Source organism: Bacteroides sp., assembly GCF_029057325.1.
Lineage (GTDB): Bacteria > Bacteroidota > Bacteroidia > Bacteroidales > Bacteroidaceae > Bacteroides.
Genome location: NZ_JAICZW010000134.1, coordinates 12,268 through 28,518, shown reverse-complemented (window position 1 = coordinate 28,518; position 16,251 = coordinate 12,268). Strand labels below are relative to the sequence as shown.

Below are 16,251 nucleotides of genomic sequence, written 5' to 3'. Positions count from 1 at the left end.
AACGATAAGAGTGGTTCGGAGAGGTTCCTTTTTCCGATAAGTTTCCGCATGCTCTCTTTATAGTTTCGTTTCCCCTTCGATGAACTCTTCCAAGAAGAGGTTCTCACCATCGAAGACGGCATACGAGAAGTAGTTTATCCAATCGCCGAGAATCAGTATGCGGGCGGTGGAGCTCAGCATCAAATCCAGTTCGATATGGCGATGGCCGTAGATGAAGAAGTTGATGTCGGGGTGGCTTTTCAGGTACTCTTTGGTATAGAGCACCAGGTATTCGTTGTTTTCCCCCATATAGTCGGGCTCTTTTCCGTTGACGCGTTTCAGGCGGCTGTGTTTGGCCCAGTTCAGTCCAAACTCTACGCTCCAGCGGGGATGTAAGGCGGAGAATAGGGTTTGGAGGGTATGGCTGTGGAACAGGGTGCGCAGCAACTTGAATTTCTTGTCCGGATCGCCCAGCCCATCGCCGTGGGCAAGGTAAAACTCTTTTCCGTAGATTTCGGTCGTCATCGGTTTGCGGTGGATGATGACGCCACACTCTTGTGTCAGATAGTCGCCGCACCAGATGTCGTGATTGCCGGTGAAGAAGTGCACTTCCACGCCCAAGTCGGTCAGTTCGGAGAGCTTTCCGAGGAAACGGGTGTACCCTTTCGGCACTACATTCTTGAATTCGTACCAGAAGTCGAACATGTCTCCCAGCAGATATATGGCGGCAGCTTTGTGTTTGATGCTGTCCAGGAAGTTTACCAGGCGTCGTTCTTGTGTACGTCCGTGTTCGATGGCGCGTGAGCCGAGGTGTGCGTCTGAAAGGAAATATACGTTTTTCATTTTACGGGTGGAAGTTGAAAGTGGGGGTGGAAAGTTTTCCTTCTCTTTAGAGGAATCCTAATTCAAGTTTAGCCTCTTCGCTCATCATGTCCTTGTCCCATTCGGGTTCGAATACCAGGTTGATGGTGGCGGAGGTCACTCCTTCGATGGATTCTATCTTTATACGCACATCTTCCATGATGAAGTCGGCGGCGGGACAATTGGGGGCGGTCAGTGTCATGTCGATGGTCGTTTCTCCTTCATCGGTGACGTCTATCTTATAAATCAATCCTAAATCATATATGTTGACCGGAATTTCGGGGTCGAATACGGTCTTGAGCATAGAGACGATTTTCTCTTCTATTTCAAATCGGGTCATAGTCGTAAAGGGTTATATCTGTTTTCTGCGAACAAAGCTATGGATTTTAATTGAGAATGCCAAAGGACGCTCTTCTTTTCCTTGTTTGGAAGCACGGCTTTTTCATTTAAGGGAATTGGAGGAATTGGCTTCTTTCTTTTCTATAAAACAACTCGAAAGTCGCAAATGTTTACATGCACTATTCCCTTTCCGAAAATTCCGTCATGCTCTGTTTTTCCGTTCCGTGTCTTTTCAAGGTCTTTTCTGCTCCATAGTTTCTTCGGTGTTTCTTCGGACGTTCTTCGGACATTCTTCGGTCCTAGGGAGTGGAGTTTGTCCGAAGAACGTCCGAAGCCGAATAGGTTCTGGTAGGGGGCAGCCGTGGAGCAGATAAGGAGAACAGGGTAGAGAAAGGGAAAAGGCGTTTTTTCATCGGGACGCATCGGCTGCGAAAATGGAACGAAAAAAAAGTTTTACATTCAGAGCCTGCATCAATGTCATTTCCCTCTCCGTAGGCAATACGGCGATTGGTCAACATGGCGTCGGTTATGCAAAAGACGATGCTTTTTAGGTGAACTCTTTGGTCGGTTGGACGAAAAGAAGTATATTTGCTTCAACAAACAATGTGTATAGTTGAAGTATGGAAAGACAAGAAGACAATGGTCAGTTGCAAATCGAACTGAAGGAAGACGTGGCGCAGGGAACGTATGCCAATTTGGCGATTATCACCCACTCAAGTTCTGAATTTATCCTTGATTTTGTGCGGATGATGCCGGGGATGCCCAAAGCAAGCGTGAAGTCGCGCATCGTATTGGCGCCCGAACATGCCAAGCGCTTGTTGCGTGCGCTCGAAGAGAATGTCGGAAAGTATGAGCGTGTGTTCGGTCCTGTTCGGATGCCGGATGAACAGCCGATGGCCTCGTTTCCCAATGTCAAAGGTGAGGCCTGAAAAGCTCCGGGCAGGATGTGTCGTGAGCCTGTTTTTGATGAAAAAGACAGAAAATATCCGGGAATAACCGGTGAAAGAGTGGTGCCATGAAGTCAAAGTGGCTCTTTGGCGTAAAAAAAATATTGTAGTGCATTGATTATTCAAAACTTATTCCGTATCTTTGCAGCCCGAAAGTGTATAGTTTTGAATTAATATAAACAATAACATATAACTAAAAACAATTAAAATGCCTACAATTCAGCAATTAGTAAGAAAAGGACGCGAGGTGCTGGTGGAGAAATCAAAGTCTCCGGCGCTGGACTCTTGTCCTCAAAGACGTGGCGTTTGCGTGAGAGTGTACACAACCACTCCGAAGAAACCGAATTCAGCTATGCGTAAGGTAGCTCGTGTACGTTTGACTAACGGTAAGGAAGTGAACTCCTACATTCCGGGTGAAGGTCATAACTTGCAGGAACACTCTATCGTAATGGTACGCGGCGGTCGTGTAAAAGACCTTCCGGGTGTGCGCTATCACATCGTTCGTGGTACATTGGATACCGCAGGTGTGGCAGGTCGTACGCAAAGACGTTCTAAGTATGGTGCTAAGCGTCCGAAACCGGGTCAGGCTGCTCCCGCTAAGAAGAAATAATTCAGTATATACACGCTGGAAAAAGTAAAATTAAAAGTAAATAAAATTACGTTTTAGTTTGTTGGAAATGCTAAAGGTTGAGTAAATTCTCTAGAGGGAGGATTGAAGAAGACAGAAGTAAACAACCAAGAACGAAAAACATTATTCTTTCAGACAAATGAGAAAAGCAAAACCTAAAAAACGCGTTATCCTGCCGGATCCCGTTTTTAATGATGTGAAAGTTTCTAAATTCGTTAACCATCTGATGTATGATGGTAAGAAAAACACTTCTTATGAGATTTTCTATGCGGCTTTGGAGACAGTGAAAAACAAGATGCAGAACGAAGAGAAGTCTGCTCTCGAGATTTGGAAAAAGGCTTTGGATAATGTGACTCCCCAAGTGGAGGTTAAGTCACGCCGTATCGGTGGCGCAACTTTCCAGGTTCCTACTGAAATTCGTCCTGACCGTAAGGAGTCAATCTCTATGAAGAACTTGATTCTTTTTGCACGCAAGCGTGGCGGTAAGACAATGGCTGACAAGTTGGCTGCTGAAATTATGGATGCTTTCAATGAGCAAGGCGGTGCTTTCAAACGTAAAGAAGATATGCACAGAATGGCTGAAGCCAACCGCGCATTCGCTCATTTCAGATTCTGATACTGCAAGAAATAACTGATTGATGTTTTAACTTAAAGTAAAGAATAAGAAATGGCAAAGCAAGACTTACATTTGACACGTAATATCGGTATCATGGCTCACATTGATGCCGGAAAAACAACAACTTCTGAACGTATCCTTTTTTATACGGGTTTGACGCATAAAATTGGTGAGGTTCATGACGGTGCTGCAACAATGGACTGGATGGAGCAGGAGCAGGAACGTGGTATTACTATTACTTCCGCCGCTACCACAACCCGTTGGAAATATGCAGGCAACACTTATAAAATCAACTTGATTGATACTCCGGGACACGTTGACTTTACCGCTGAGGTAGAGCGCTCTTTGCGTGTGCTTGATGGCGCCGTTGCTGCATATTGTGCGGTAGGTGGCGTTGAGCCGCAGTCTGAAACCGTATGGCGTCAGGCTGATAAATACAATGTGCCGCGTATCGCATACGTTAACAAGATGGACCGTTCGGGTGCCGATTTCTTTGAAGTGGTTCGCCAGATGAAGGACGTCTTGGGCGCTAATCCTTGTCCGATTGTCATTCCTATCGGTGCGGAAGAGTCTTTCAAAGGTGTGGTTGACCTTATCAAGATGAAAGCTATCTTGTGGCACGATGAGACAATGGGCGCCGATTATGACATTGAAGAAATTCCTGCTAATCTGGTTGACGAAGCTAACGAGTGGAGAGACAAGATGCTGGAGAAAGTAGCGGAATTCGATGACGCTTTGATGGAGAAATACTTCGATGATCCTTCTACGATTACCGAAGAGGAAATCTTGAGAGCTCTTCGTAAGGCTACTGTACAGATGGCAGTTGTGCCTATGTTGTGTGGCTCTTCATTCAAGAACAAGGGTGTGCAGACATTGCTCGACTATGTTTGTGCTTTCTTGCCTTCTCCGCTGGATACGGAAAACGTAGTAGGTACCAATCCTGAGACTGGTGCGGAAGAAGACCGTAAACCGAGCGAAGATGAAAAGACTGCCGCTTTGGCGTTTAAGATTGCTACCGACCCCTATGTAGGTCGTCTGACTTTCTTCCGCGTTTATTCCGGTAAGGTTGAAGCAGGTTCGTATATCTACAACTCTCGTTCCGGTAAGAAGGAACGCGTATCTCGCTTGTTCCAGATGCACTCAAACAAGCAGAATCCGGTAGAAGTAATCGGTGCCGGTGATATCGGTGCCGGTGTAGGTTTCAAGGATATTCATACCGGTGATACGCTGTGCGACGAGACAGCTCCCATTGTATTGGAGTCTATGGACTTCCCCGAACCGGTAATCGGTATTGCGGTTGAGCCGAAGACACAGAAAGATATGGATAAGCTGTCTAACGGTTTGGCTAAATTGGCTGAAGAAGACCCGACATTTACTGTAAGAACCGACGAGCAGACAGGTCAGACGGTTATTTCCGGTATGGGTGAGCTTCACTTGGATATCATTATCGACCGTTTGAAACGTGAGTTCAAGGTTGAATGTAACCAAGGTAAGCCTCAGGTTAACTACAAGGAGGCCATTACTAAGACTGTTAACTTGCGCGAAGTTTACAAGAAGCAGTCCGGTGGTCGCGGTAAGTTTGCCGACATCATCGTGAACATCGGTCCGGTTGATGAAGACTTCAAGGAAGGCGGATTGCAGTTTATCGATGAAGTGAAGGGTGGTAACATTCCTAAGGAATTTATCCCGTCTGTACAGAAGGGCTTCACTACAGCAATGAAGAACGGTGTATTGGCAGGTTATCCGCTGGATTCACTGAAAGTAACTTTGATTGACGGTTCTTTCCACCCGGTTGACTCTGACCAGTTGTCATTTGAAATCTGTGCTATCCAAGCCTATAAGAATGCTTGTGCTAAGGCAGGTCCTGTATTGATGGAGCCTATCATGAAGCTGGAGGTTGTTACTCCGGAAGAAAACATGGGTGACGTTATCGGTGACTTGAACAAGCGTCGTGGTCAGGTAGAAGGCATGGAGTCCAGCCGTTCGGGTGCCCGCATCGTGAAGGCAATGGTTCCGCTGGCCGAGATGTTCGGTTATGTAACCGCTTTGCGTACCATCACTTCCGGTCGCGCTACCTCTTCGATGGTATATTCTCATCATGCCCAGGTTTCCAACTCTATTGCTAAGGCGGTGTTGGAAGAAGTAAAAGGACGTGTTGATTTAATCTAAAAAAACTTGAAGTTCCCGTAGGTTAGCGAATGACTCTTAACCTACGGAACTTCATCTTATATAACTATTAATAACTAAAGACACTAATGAGTCAAAAAATTAGAATCAAACTGAAATCTTACGACCACAACTTGGTTGACAAGTCAGCTGAGAAGATTGTAAGAACGGTGAAGACGACGGGCGCCATCGTTAGCGGTCCGATTCCTCTTCCTACGCACAAGCGTATCTTTACCGTGAACCGTTCGACTTTCGTAAACAAGAAGTCGCGTGAACAATTCGAACTCTCTTCTTACAAGAGACTGATCGACATCTATAGCTCAACAGCTAAGACAGTAGATGCTCTGATGAAGTTGGAGTTGCCGAGTGGTGTGGAAGTAGAAATCAAAGTGTAAGTATTAAAATTTAAGTGAAATGCCAGGATTATTAGGAAAAAAAATCGGAATGACATCCGTTTTCAGTGCCGAGGGCAAGAATGTGCCATGCACTGTTATCGAAGCAGGTCCTTGTGTTGTTACTCAGGTGAAAACTGTAGAAAAGGACGGTTATGAAGCTGTTCAGTTGGGCTTCCAGGATAAGAAAGAGAAGCACACAACGAAACCTCTGATGGGACACTTCAAGAAAGCCGGAGTAACTCCCAAGAAACACTTGGCTGAGTTCAAAGGATTTGAAACAGAATTGAATCTGGGTGATGCTGTTACCGTAGAATTGTTCAACGACGCAAACTTTGTGGACGTTGTCGGTACTTCTAAGGGTAAGGGTTTCCAAGGTGTAGTAAAACGTCATGGTTTTGGTGGTGTAGGTCAGACTACTCACGGCCAGCACAACCGTGCCCGTAAACCGGGTTCTATCGGTGCTTGTTCTTACCCTGCAAAAGTATTCAAGGGAATGCGCATGGGCGGACAGCTTGGTGGTGACAGAGTGACTGTACAAAACCTGCAGGTATTAAAAGTAATCGCGGAGCACAATCTCCTTTTGGTGAAGGGTTCTGTTCCTGGTTGCAAAGGTTCAATCGTAATAATTGAGAAATAATGGAAGTTAACGTATATAACATTAAAGGTGAAGACACTGGGAGAAAGATTACGTTAAACGAGTCTATCTTCGGAATTGAGCCCAACGACCACGCTATCTACTTGGATGTTAAACAGTTTATGGCTAACCAGCGTCAGGGTACACACAAATCAAAGGAAAGAAGCGAAATCAGTGGTTCCACTCGTAAGATTGGCCGTCAGAAAGGTGGCGGTGGTGCACGTCGTGGTGACATGAACTCTCCGGTACTTGTTGGTGGTGGACGTGTTTTCGGTCCGAAACCGAGAGATTACTACTTCAAATTGAACAAGAAAGTAAAGGCTCTGGCTCGTAAGTCGGCTTTGTCATACAAGGCTCAGAACAACGCTGTTATAGTGGTTGAAGACTTCTCTTTTGAAGCTCCGAAGACTAAAGATTTTATTGCAATGACAAAAAATCTTAAAGTTTCTGACAAAAAGCTGCTTATGATTTTACCGGAAGCAAATAAAAACGTATATTTGTCAGCTCGTAATGTGAAGGGTGCTAACGTGCAGACTATCTCAGGGTTAAATACTTACAGGGTATTGGACGCTGGGGTTGTTGTGTTTGCTGAGAGCGCACTTTCTGCTATTGACAATATCTTAATGTAAAAAGGAGGCTTAAATAATGGGATTTATTATTAAACCGTTAGTGACAGAGAAAATGACCGCAATTACTGATAAGGCGAACAATCGTTTCGGCTTTATCGTGCGTCCTGAAGCTAATAAACTGGAAATTAAGAACGAAGTTGAAGCCCTTTACAACGTTACGGTAGTTGATGTGAACACAATGAGATATGCAGGCAAAAGCAAAAGCCGCTATACTCGTGCCGGTCTCATCAACGGACGTACGAACGCTTATAAGAAAGCCATCGTTACGTTGAAGGAAGGAGATACTATTGATTTTTATAGCAATATTTAATAGAAATGGCAGTACGTAAATTTAAGCCCACAACACCGGGGCAAAGACATAAAATTATTGGTACTTTCGAAGAAATTACTGCACGGGTACCAGAAAAGTCTCTTGTATTTGGTAAGAAATCTTCAGGTGGTCGCAACAACGAAGGTAAAATGACCATGCGCTACATTGGTGGCGGTAGTAAGAAGGTTATCCGTATCGTGGATTTCAAGAGAAATAAAGACGGTGTGCCTGCAGTAGTTAAAACAATCGAATACGATCCGAATCGTTCGGCTCGTATCGCTCTGTTGTTTTATGCAGATGGAGAAAAAAGATATATTATTGCTCCCAATGGATTGCAAGTTGGAACGACTTTGATGTCAGGTGAAACGGCTGCTCCGGAAATCGGAAATGCGCTTCCGTTGCAGAATATTCCGGTCGGTACTGTAATTCATAATATCGAATTACGTCCGGGACAAGGTGCTGCCTTGGTTCGTTCGGCTGGTAACTTTGCTCAGTTGACTTCTAGAGAGGGTAAATATTGTGTTATCAAGTTGCCTTCAGGTGAGGTTCGTCAGATTCTCAGTACTTGTAAAGCTACTATCGGTAGTGTAGGTAACTCAGATCATGGATTGGAAAGTTCAGGTAAGGCTGGACGCTCTCGTTGGTTTGGACGTCGTCCGCGCAACCGTGGTGTTGTTATGAACCCGGTTGATCACCCGATGGGTGGTGGTGAAGGACGTGCTTCAGGAGGACACCCGAGATCTCGTAAGGGATTGTATGCTAAGGGTCTTAAGACAAGAGCTCCGAAGAAACAATCGTCTAAGTATATTATTGAGAGAAGAAAGAAGTAATCTGATTAATTGAGTAAATTATGAGTCGTTCATTAAAAAAAGGTCCGTATATTAACGTTAAGCTTGAGAAAAAAGTGCTTGCCATGAATGAATCAGGCAAGAAAGTGGTAGTTAAGACCTGGGCCAGAGCTTCAATGATTTCGCCTGATTTCGTAGGCCATACTGTTGCAGTTCACAACGGAAATAAATTTATTCCTGTTTACATTACCGAAAATATGGTAGGACATAAGTTGGGTGAATTTGCTCCAACTCGTACGTTCAGAGGCCACGCTGGTAACAAGAAAAAATAAAACAGGATTTATCTGAAATAATAAAGTAATAATATAATGGGAGCAAGAAAAAAAATATCGGCTGAAAAAAGAAAAGAAGCCCTTAAGACCATGTATTTTGCGAAATTGCAAAATGTTCCTACTTCCCCCCGTAAGATGCGTCTCGTGGCTGACATGATTCGTGGGATGGAAGTGAACAGAGCGCTCGGCGTTTTGAAGTTCTCTTCTAAAGAGGCTGCCGCTAGAGTGGAGAAGTTGCTGCGCTCTGCAATTGCTAACTGGGAGCAGAAAAACGAACGTAAGGCTGAGAGTGGTGAGCTCTTTGTAACCAAGATTTTTGTTGATGGTGGTGCTACCCTCAAGAGAATGAGACCGGCTCCGCAGGGTAGAGGTTACAGAATTCGTAAACGTTCAAATCACGTAACGTTGTTCGTTGGTTCTAAAAGTAATAACGAAGATCAAAATTAAGGTAAATGGGACAAAAAGTTAATCCAATAAGCAACCGTTTAGGAATTATCAGAGGATGGGATTCCAACTGGTATGGTGGAAATAATTACGGCGATTCATTGCTGGAAGATAGCAAAATTCGTAAATATCTGAATGCTAGACTTGCAAAAGCCAGTGTGTCCAGGATTGTAATTGAACGTACACTGAAACTCGTAACTATTACCGTTTGTACTGCACGTCCGGGTATTATTATCGGTAAGGGTGGCCAAGAAGTTGATAAGTTGAAAGAAGAATTGAAGAAGGTTACCGATAAAGATATTCAGATCAATATTTTTGAAGTGAAAAGACCTGAGTTGGATGCTGTTATTGTAGCAAATAACATCGCTCGCCAGGTTGAAGGTAAGATTGCCTATCGCCGTGCCATTAAAATGGCTATCGCTAATACTATGCGTATGGGAGCTGAAGGTATAAAGATTCAGATTTCAGGACGTTTGAATGGAGCTGAAATGGCCCGTTCTGAAATGTATAAAGAAGGAAGAACTCCGTTGCACACTTTCAGAGCAGATATTGACTACTGTCATACAGAAGCATTGACTAAAGTTGGTCTTCTTGGTATCAAAGTTTGGATTTGTAGAGGTGAAGTATTTGGGAAGAGAGAATTGGCTCCAAACTTTACGCAAAGCAAAGAAGGTGGTCGTGGAAGCAATAGCGGAAACAATGGCGGAAAGAACTTCAAAAGAAAGAAAAATAATCGCTAAACGAATTTGAATTTTAGGAATTATGTTACAACCGAAAAAGACAAAATTCAGAAGACAACAAAAAGGCCGTCAAAAAGGTGTTGCCCAAAGAGGTAATCAGTTGGCTTTCGGTTCTTTTGGAATTAAGGCTTTGGAAACAAAATGGATTACAGGCCGTCAGATTGAAGCTGCTCGTATTGCAGTGACAAGATATATGCAACGTCAAGGACAAATTTGGATTCGTATTTTCCCGGATAAACCTATTACTAGAAAGCCTGCCGATGTACGTATGGGTAAAGGTAAAGGTGCTCCAGAGGGTTTTGTTGCTCCTGTGACACCGGGAAGAATTATAATCGAAGCCGAAGGAGTATCATATGAAATCGCAAAAGAAGCTTTGCGTTTGGCTGCTCAGAAGCTTCCTATTACAACGAAGTTTGTTGTAAGACGTGATTATGATGTTCAAAATCAAAATGCGTAAGGAATATGAAAATAGCAGAAATTAAAGAAATGTCTACCAGCGATTTGGTAGAAAGAGTAGAGGCAGAAGTGGTGAATTACGACCAGATGATTTTAAATCATTCTATTTCTCCTTTGGATAATCCTGCTCAAATCAAACAATTACGCAGGACTATTGCGCGTATGAAAACTGAATTACGCCAAAGAGAACTTAACAATAAATGATGAGCTTGATGGAAGCAAGAAATTTAAGAAAAGAAAGAACCGGGGTTGTGCTGAGCAACAAGATGGATAAAACCATTACAGTGGCAGCCAAGTTTAAGGAAAAACACCCCATATACGGTAAGTTCGTTAGCAAGACGAAGAAATACCATGCTCATGATGAAAAAAATGAGTGCAATATCGGTGATACTGTACGCATCATGGAAACTCGTCCTTTGAGCAAGACTAAGAGATGGAGATTGGTAGAAATAATTGAAAGAGCTAAGTAATTATGATACAAGTAGAATCCAGACTTACAGTATGTGATAATAGTGGAGCAAAAGAGGCTCTCTGTATCCGCGTTTTGGGTGGTACAGGTCGCCGCTACGCTTCAGTAGGGGACGTGATTGTCGTTTCTGTTAAGAGCGTTATCCCTTCAAGTGATATTAAGAAAGGTGCAGTGTCTAAAGCTTTGATCGTACGTACTAAGAAAGAAATCCGTCGTGCTGATGGCTCTTACATACGTTTTGATGATAATGCTTGCGTGTTGTTGAACAATGCAGGTGAAATTAGAGGTAGTCGTATTTTCGGTCCGGTAGCTCGTGAGCTTCGTGCTACTAACATGAAAGTTGTGTCACTCGCTCCTGAAGTACTTTAATATTGTAAAAGAATTAACGAATGAGCAAATTACATATTAAAAAAGGCGATACAGTTTACGTAAACTCTGGTGAAGACAAGGGGAAGACTGGTCGTGTATTGAAGGTTCTTGTTGATAAAAACCGTGCAATTGTAGAAGGTATCAACATGGTATCAAAGAGTACCAAACCGAGTGCTAAGAACCCGCAAGGTGGTATTGTGAAGCAAGAAGCTTCTATCCATCTGTCGAACTTGAATCCCGTTGATCCGAAGACCGGTAAGCCGACGCGTATTGGTAGAAAATTGAGTGCTGAGGGCACTTTAGTGCGTTATTCTAAAAAATCAGGAGAGGAGATTAAGTAATGAGTAATACTGCTAGCCTTAAGAAAGAATATGCAGAGCGTATTGCGCCTGCATTGAAATCACAGTTCCAGTATTCTTCTTCTATGCAGATACCCGTACTTAAGAAGATTGTTATCAATCAAGGTTTGGGTATGGCTGTTGCTGACAAGAAGATTATTGAAGTGGCAATTAATGAAATGACTGCTATTACGGGCCAGAAAGCCGTAGCAACCATTTCTCGTAAGGATATTGCAAACTTTAAGTTGCGTAAGAAAATGCCTATCGGTGTGATGGTGACTTTGCGTCGCGAAAGAATGTACGAGTTCCTTGAAAAACTGGTTCGCGTAGCTTTGCCTCGTATCCGTGACTTCAAGGGAATTGAAAGCAAGTTTGATGGCAAGGGTAACTATACTCTTGGTATTCAGGAACAAATCATCTTCCCTGAAATTAATATCGATAGTATTACCAGAATTCTCGGAATGAATATTACCTTTGTAACCACTGCAAAAACAGATGAAGAAGGATATGCATTGTTGAAAGAATTTGGTTTACCGTTTAAAAACGCTAAAAAAGATTGATAATATGGCAAAGGAATCAATGAAGGCACGCGAAGTTAAGCGTGCTAAATTAGTAGCCAGATATGCCGAGAAAAGAGCTGCACTGAAGCAGATCGTTAGAACAGGTGATCCTGCAGAGGCTTTTGAAGCTGCGCAGAAATTGCAGGATCTGCCTAAGAATTCTAATCCGATTCGCTTGCATAACCGTTGCAAGCTGACTGGTCGTCCTAAAGGATATATCCGTCAGTTCGGTATCTCCAGAATTCAATTCCGTGAGATGGCTTCCAACGGTCTTATTCCCGGGGTAAAGAAAGCAAGCTGGTAAATTATTGTTTTTTAAATATTGTCAGGGTAGGCCTGATTAATTTAATTTATTTTTTATATGACTGATCCAATAGCAGATTATTTGACGAGGTTGCGGAACGCTATTCAAGCGAAGCACAGAGTTGTGGAAGTTCCGGCTTCAAATTTGAAAAAAGAAATCACTAAGATTCTTTTTGAAAAAGGCTACATTCTTAATTATAAGTTTGTAGAAGATGGTCCTCAAGGTACAATTAAAGTTGCCTTGAAGTATGATCCGGTAAATAAGGTGAACGCTATTAAGAAACTGGTGAGAATCTCTTCTCCGGGTTTGCGTCAATATACTGGATACAAAGACATGCCGCGTGTTATTAATGGTTTGGGTATTGCTATAATATCTACTTCCAAGGGTGTAATGACCAACAAAGAAGCCGCTGAACTGAAGATTGGTGGTGAAGTTTTGTGTTATGTATATTAATAGGAGGAATTAGCAATGTCAAGAATAGGAAAATTACCCATTAGTATTCCCGCTGGAGTAACAGTTACTCTGAAAGATGACGTGGTTACCGTTAAGGGACCCAAAGGCGAATTGAGCCAATATGTAAATCCTGCTATCAATGTTACCATCGAAGACGGTCATGTTGCTTTGGCTGAGAATGAAAATGCAATGCTGGATAATCCGAAGCAGAAGCATGCATTCCATGGATTATACCGTGCATTAGTACACAATATGGTTGTTGGTGTATCTGAAGGATATAAGAAAGAATTGGAACTTGTCGGTGTAGGTTACCGTGCTTCCAACCAGGGAAATATCATTGAACTGGCTTTAGGTTATACGCATAGTATCTTTATACAGTTGCCTCCTGAAATTAAGGTAGAGACCAAATCTGAAAGAAACAAGAATCCTTTGATCATATTGGAATCTTGCGACAAACAGTTGCTTGGCCAAGTTTGCTCTAAAATACGTTCTTTCCGTAAGCCTGAACCGTATAAAGGTAAGGGTATTAAGTTTGTTGGCGAAGAAATTCGTAGAAAGTCTGGTAAATCAGCCGGTGCTAAATAATCTTTAAATTGATAGTATTATGACAACAAAAATAGAAAGACGAATTAAGATCAAATATAGAGTACGCAATAAAATTTCAGGTACGGCTGAATGTCCGCGTATGAGTGTGTTTAGAAGCAACAAGCAAATTTATGTTCAGATCATCGATGATTTGGCCGGTAAGACATTGGCTGCCGCTTCTTCACAGGGTATGACTGAAAAGATGCCCAAAAAGGAACAAGCAGCAAAAGTTGGTGAACTGATTGCGAAAAAGGCTCAGGAAGCAGGTATTACTACTGTTGTTTTCGACCGTAATGGTTACTTGTATCATGGGAGAGTAAAGGAAGTGGCAGATGCTGCCCGTAACGGTGGACTTAAATTTTAATCATTATGGCAGGACTTAATAATAGAGTTAAGATTTCAAACGATATAGAGTTGAAAGACAGACTGGTTGCTATTAATCGTGTAACCAAAGTGACTAAAGGTGGTAGAACTTTTAGTTTCTCTGCTATCGTAGTAGTAGGAAACGAAGAAGGTATCATCGGTTGGGGCCTTGGTAAAGCCGGTGAAGTAACTGCCGCTATTGCCAAGGGTGTTGAATCTGCAAAGAAGAACCTGACAAGAGTGCCTGTTCTGAAAGGTACAGTTCCTCACGAACAATCGGCCAAGTTTGGTGGTGCTGAGGTGTTCATCAAACCCGCTTCTCACGGTACTGGTGTTGTAGCAGGTGGTGCAATGCGTGCAGTATTGGAGAGTGTTGGTATCACGGACGTTTTGGCTAAGTCAAAAGGTTCTTCCAACCCGCACAATCTGGTGAAGGCTACCATTTTGGCATTGAGCGAAATGCGCGATGCACGTATGGTTGCTCAGAACAGAGGAATTAGTATGGACAAAGTATTTAGAGGATAAGGAGGAAGAATATGTCGACTATAAAGATTAAACAAGTTAAAAGTAGAATTGGTGCTCCTGCTGATCAGAAGAGAACTCTTGATGCACTGGGACTTCATAAACTGAATCGTGTGGTTGAACACGAATGTACTCCTTCAATTCTTGGAATGGTGGATAAAGTTAAACACTTGGTTGCCATTGTTAAGTAATTATTTGTTGAATATAAAACGAATTACAATATGAATTTAAGTAATTTAAAACCTGCAGCGGGATCTACTAAGACAAGAAAGAGAATCGGACGTGGTCCGGGCTCTGGATTGGGTGGTACATCTACGAGAGGTCATAAAGGAGCTAAATCAAGATCTGGATATTCTAAGAAAATCGGTTTTGAAGGTGGTCAGATGCCTCTTCAACGTCGTGTTCCTAAGTTTGGCTTTAAGAACATCAACCGTGTAGAGTATAAAGCCATTAACTTGGATACAATTCAGAAATTGGCTGAAGCAAAGAATTTGCAGACTGTAGGTATTAGTGATTTCATTGCTGCCGGTTTCATTTCTGCAAGCCAGTTGGTAAAAGTATTAGGTAACGGAACTTTGACTGCTAAGTTGGATGTACAGGCACACGCGTTCTCTAAGAGTGCTGTAGCTGCCATCGAAGCTGCTGGTGGACAAGTAGTAAAACTCTAATTCAATGAGAAAAGCTATTGAAACATTAAAGAATATATGGAAAATTGAGGATCTGAGACAACGGATCCTCATTACCATATTGTTTGTGGCAATTTACCGTTTTGGTTCGTATGTCGTATTGCCGGGTATTAATCCGACAATGCTGGCACAATTGCATCAGCAAACAAGTGAAGGTCTTTTAGCTTTGTTAAACATGTTTTCCGGAGGAGCATTTTCCAATGCCTCTATTTTTGCATTGGGTATTATGCCTTATATCTCTGCCTCTATCGTAATTCAGCTATTGGGTATTGCGGTTCCGTATTTCCAAAAGTTGCAACGTGAGGGTGAGAGCGGTAGAAGAAAGATGAATCAGTACACTCGTTATCTGACTATTCTTATTCTATTGGTTCAGGCTCCTTCATATTTGCTCAATCTTAGGATGCAGGCTGGTCCTTCTTTAAATGCTTCATTAGATTGGACTTGGTTTATGTTTACTTCTACCATCATTCTGGCGGCGGGAAGTATGTTTATTTTGTGGCTTGGTGAGAGAATTACAGATAAAGGAATCGGTAACGGTATCTCATTGATCATCATGATTGGTATCATTGCTCGTTTGCCGCAATCTTTGTTCCAGGAGTTGATTTCCCGTATGACGGATAAGACTGGCGGTTTGGTAATGTTTTTGATTGAACTTGTCGTTTTGCTGGTTGTCATTGCATTTGCCATTCTGTTGGTACAAGGAACCAGAAAAATTCCTGTTCAGTATGCAAAGAAAATCGTTGGTAATAAGCAATATGGTGGTGCCAGACAGTATATTCCATTGAAAGTGAATGCAGCCAATGTGATGCCTATCATTTTTGCTCAGGCAATCATGTTTATTCCTATCACCCTCGTAGGCTTCTCGAATATAAATAATGCGAGCGGTTTCGTACGTTCATTGACTGATCATACAAGTTTCTGGTATAATTTGATTTTTGCGGTATTGATTATATTGTTTACGTATTTTTATACTGCAATTACTATTAACCCGACTCAGATGGCTGAGGATATGAAGAGAAACAATGGTTTTATTCCGGGTATCAAACCAGGAAAGCAGACTGCTGAGTATATTGACGTGATTATGTCGCGTATTACTTTGCCCGGTTCTTTCTTCTTGGCATTGGTTGCTATTATGCCTGCATTTGCTGGTATATTTGGTGTAAAAGCTGAGTTTGCTCAATTCTTTGGCGGTACATCTTTGTTAATCCTTGTAGGTGTGGTGCTTGATACTCTTCAGCAGGTAGAAAGTCATTTGTTGATGAGACATTATGATGGTCTGCTTAAGTCTGGACGTATTAAGGGACGCAATGGTAATGTTGCTGCATATTAATCTTTTTT

At 42.5% G+C, this 16,251-nt stretch carries 28 protein-coding genes; 26 read left to right on the top strand and 2 right to left on the bottom strand.

The window, feature by feature from the left end:
- Nucleotides 1–57: 57 nt before the first annotated feature.
- Nucleotides 58–822, bottom strand: a complete 765-nt coding sequence (locus K2G43_RS08155) for a UDP-2,3-diacylglucosamine diphosphatase (RefSeq protein WP_297643749.1) — start codon at nucleotides 820–822, stop codon at nucleotides 58–60.
- A gap of 46 nt (nucleotides 823–868) precedes the next feature.
- Complete coding sequence (locus tag K2G43_RS08150) at nucleotides 869–1,180, bottom strand: iron-sulfur cluster assembly protein (RefSeq protein ID WP_297643750.1); 312 nt, start codon at nucleotides 1,178–1,180, stop codon at nucleotides 869–871.
- Nucleotides 1,181–1,799: 619 nt separating this feature from the next.
- On the opposite strand from K2G43_RS08150, the gene K2G43_RS08145 reads away from it, so the two are divergent.
- The 26 genes from K2G43_RS08145 to secY all read left to right on the top strand — a co-directional run bounded on the left by K2G43_RS08145 (nucleotide 1,800) and on the right by secY (nucleotide 16,243).
- Nucleotides 1,800–2,108, top strand: coding sequence for a DUF3467 domain-containing protein (locus K2G43_RS08145; RefSeq protein WP_300154047.1), 309 nt, complete (start codon nucleotides 1,800–1,802; stop codon nucleotides 2,106–2,108).
- 226 nt (nucleotides 2,109–2,334) lie between these two features.
- Entirely contained in the window at nucleotides 2,335–2,736 is a 402-nt protein-coding gene (rpsL, locus tag K2G43_RS08140; protein WP_300154044.1) for a 30S ribosomal protein S12, read from the top strand.
- Between the two features lie 157 nt (nucleotides 2,737–2,893).
- Nucleotides 2,894–3,370: a 30S ribosomal protein S7 gene (rpsG, locus tag K2G43_RS08135; protein ID WP_297644137.1), complete on the top strand. Its 477-nt coding sequence runs from the start codon at nucleotides 2,894–2,896 to the stop codon at nucleotides 3,368–3,370.
- 51 nt (nucleotides 3,371–3,421) lie between these two features.
- Nucleotides 3,422–5,539 (top strand): elongation factor G, encoded by a 2,118-nt coding sequence (gene fusA / locus K2G43_RS08130; protein ID WP_297644136.1) that lies wholly within the window; start codon nucleotides 3,422–3,424, stop codon nucleotides 5,537–5,539.
- A gap of 86 nt (nucleotides 5,540–5,625) precedes the next feature.
- Nucleotides 5,626–5,931, top strand: coding sequence for a 30S ribosomal protein S10 (rpsJ, locus tag K2G43_RS08125; RefSeq protein ID WP_004291244.1), 306 nt, complete (start codon nucleotides 5,626–5,628; stop codon nucleotides 5,929–5,931).
- Between the two features lie 19 nt (nucleotides 5,932–5,950).
- Nucleotides 5,951–6,568, top strand: a complete 618-nt coding sequence (gene rplC / locus K2G43_RS08120) for a 50S ribosomal protein L3 (RefSeq protein WP_297644135.1) — start codon at nucleotides 5,951–5,953, stop codon at nucleotides 6,566–6,568.
- A complete protein-coding gene (gene rplD / locus K2G43_RS08115; RefSeq protein WP_297644134.1) occupies nucleotides 6,568–7,194 on the top strand; it encodes a 50S ribosomal protein L4 in 627 nt (208 codons plus the stop codon). Before rplC ends, rplD begins: the two co-directional genes overlap by 1 nt.
- Nucleotides 7,195–7,210: 16 nt before the next feature.
- A complete protein-coding gene (rplW, locus tag K2G43_RS08110) occupies nucleotides 7,211–7,504 on the top strand; it encodes a 50S ribosomal protein L23 (RefSeq protein ID WP_297644133.1) in 294 nt (97 codons plus the stop codon).
- Nucleotides 7,505–7,509: 5 nt separating this feature from the next.
- Entirely contained in the window at nucleotides 7,510–8,334 is an 825-nt protein-coding gene (gene rplB, locus K2G43_RS08105) for a 50S ribosomal protein L2 (RefSeq protein ID WP_297644132.1), read from the top strand.
- Between the two features lie 20 nt (nucleotides 8,335–8,354).
- Nucleotides 8,355–8,624, top strand: coding sequence for a 30S ribosomal protein S19 (gene rpsS / locus K2G43_RS08100; protein ID WP_297644131.1), 270 nt, complete (start codon nucleotides 8,355–8,357; stop codon nucleotides 8,622–8,624).
- Between the two features lie 36 nt (nucleotides 8,625–8,660).
- The gene (rplV, locus tag K2G43_RS08095) at nucleotides 8,661–9,071 is read left to right on the top strand and encodes a 50S ribosomal protein L22 (RefSeq protein ID WP_004291236.1); all 411 of its coding nucleotides are present in this window, start codon (nucleotides 8,661–8,663) and stop codon (nucleotides 9,069–9,071) included.
- Nucleotides 9,072–9,076: 5 nt separating this feature from the next.
- Complete coding sequence (rpsC, locus tag K2G43_RS08090; protein WP_294633891.1) at nucleotides 9,077–9,808, top strand: 30S ribosomal protein S3; 732 nt, start codon at nucleotides 9,077–9,079, stop codon at nucleotides 9,806–9,808.
- 22 nt (nucleotides 9,809–9,830) lie between these two features.
- Entirely contained in the window at nucleotides 9,831–10,265 is a 435-nt protein-coding gene (gene rplP / locus K2G43_RS08085; RefSeq protein ID WP_294633890.1) for a 50S ribosomal protein L16, read from the top strand.
- A gap of 5 nt (nucleotides 10,266–10,270) precedes the next feature.
- The gene (gene rpmC / locus K2G43_RS08080) at nucleotides 10,271–10,468 is read left to right on the top strand and encodes a 50S ribosomal protein L29 (RefSeq protein ID WP_297675626.1); all 198 of its coding nucleotides are present in this window, start codon (nucleotides 10,271–10,273) and stop codon (nucleotides 10,466–10,468) included.
- Nucleotides 10,465–10,734, top strand: coding sequence for a 30S ribosomal protein S17 (rpsQ, locus tag K2G43_RS08075; protein ID WP_101541763.1), 270 nt, complete (start codon nucleotides 10,465–10,467; stop codon nucleotides 10,732–10,734). The genes rpmC and rpsQ overlap by 4 nt, the downstream gene beginning before the upstream one ends.
- Nucleotides 10,735–10,736: 2 nt before the next feature.
- Entirely contained in the window at nucleotides 10,737–11,102 is a 366-nt protein-coding gene (gene rplN, locus K2G43_RS08070; RefSeq protein WP_005825700.1) for a 50S ribosomal protein L14, read from the top strand.
- Between the two features lie 20 nt (nucleotides 11,103–11,122).
- Complete coding sequence (gene rplX, locus K2G43_RS08065; RefSeq protein WP_297644128.1) at nucleotides 11,123–11,443, top strand: 50S ribosomal protein L24; 321 nt, start codon at nucleotides 11,123–11,125, stop codon at nucleotides 11,441–11,443.
- Nucleotides 11,443–12,000 (top strand): 50S ribosomal protein L5, encoded by a 558-nt coding sequence (rplE, locus tag K2G43_RS08060; protein ID WP_297644127.1) that lies wholly within the window; start codon nucleotides 11,443–11,445, stop codon nucleotides 11,998–12,000. The genes rplX and rplE overlap by 1 nt, the downstream gene beginning before the upstream one ends.
- Nucleotides 12,001–12,004: 4 nt before the next feature.
- Complete coding sequence (gene rpsN / locus K2G43_RS08055; RefSeq protein ID WP_297644126.1) at nucleotides 12,005–12,304, top strand: 30S ribosomal protein S14; 300 nt, start codon at nucleotides 12,005–12,007, stop codon at nucleotides 12,302–12,304.
- 57 nt (nucleotides 12,305–12,361) lie between these two features.
- Nucleotides 12,362–12,757 carry a 30S ribosomal protein S8 gene (rpsH, locus tag K2G43_RS08050; RefSeq protein WP_300154028.1) on the top strand — a complete coding sequence of 132 codons (396 nt, stop codon included), beginning with the start codon at nucleotides 12,362–12,364 and terminating at the stop codon, nucleotides 12,755–12,757.
- Nucleotides 12,758–12,772: 15 nt separating this feature from the next.
- Complete coding sequence (gene rplF / locus K2G43_RS08045) at nucleotides 12,773–13,342, top strand: 50S ribosomal protein L6 (RefSeq protein WP_300154023.1); 570 nt, start codon at nucleotides 12,773–12,775, stop codon at nucleotides 13,340–13,342.
- Nucleotides 13,343–13,361: 19 nt separating this feature from the next.
- Nucleotides 13,362–13,706, top strand: a complete 345-nt coding sequence (gene rplR / locus K2G43_RS08040) for a 50S ribosomal protein L18 (protein WP_300154020.1) — start codon at nucleotides 13,362–13,364, stop codon at nucleotides 13,704–13,706.
- Between the two features lie 5 nt (nucleotides 13,707–13,711).
- Nucleotides 13,712–14,230, top strand: coding sequence for a 30S ribosomal protein S5 (gene rpsE, locus K2G43_RS08035; protein WP_300154017.1), 519 nt, complete (start codon nucleotides 13,712–13,714; stop codon nucleotides 14,228–14,230).
- A gap of 11 nt (nucleotides 14,231–14,241) precedes the next feature.
- Nucleotides 14,242–14,418 (top strand): 50S ribosomal protein L30, encoded by a 177-nt coding sequence (gene rpmD, locus K2G43_RS08030; RefSeq protein WP_300154014.1) that lies wholly within the window; start codon nucleotides 14,242–14,244, stop codon nucleotides 14,416–14,418.
- 30 nt (nucleotides 14,419–14,448) lie between these two features.
- On the top strand, nucleotides 14,449–14,895 hold the full coding sequence (rplO, locus tag K2G43_RS08025) for a 50S ribosomal protein L15 (protein WP_300154011.1): 447 nt from the start codon (nucleotides 14,449–14,451) through the stop codon (nucleotides 14,893–14,895).
- Between the two features lie 4 nt (nucleotides 14,896–14,899).
- On the top strand, nucleotides 14,900–16,243 hold the full coding sequence (gene secY, locus K2G43_RS08020; protein ID WP_300154008.1) for a preprotein translocase subunit SecY: 1,344 nt from the start codon (nucleotides 14,900–14,902) through the stop codon (nucleotides 16,241–16,243).
- Nucleotides 16,244–16,251: the final 8 nt, after the last annotated feature.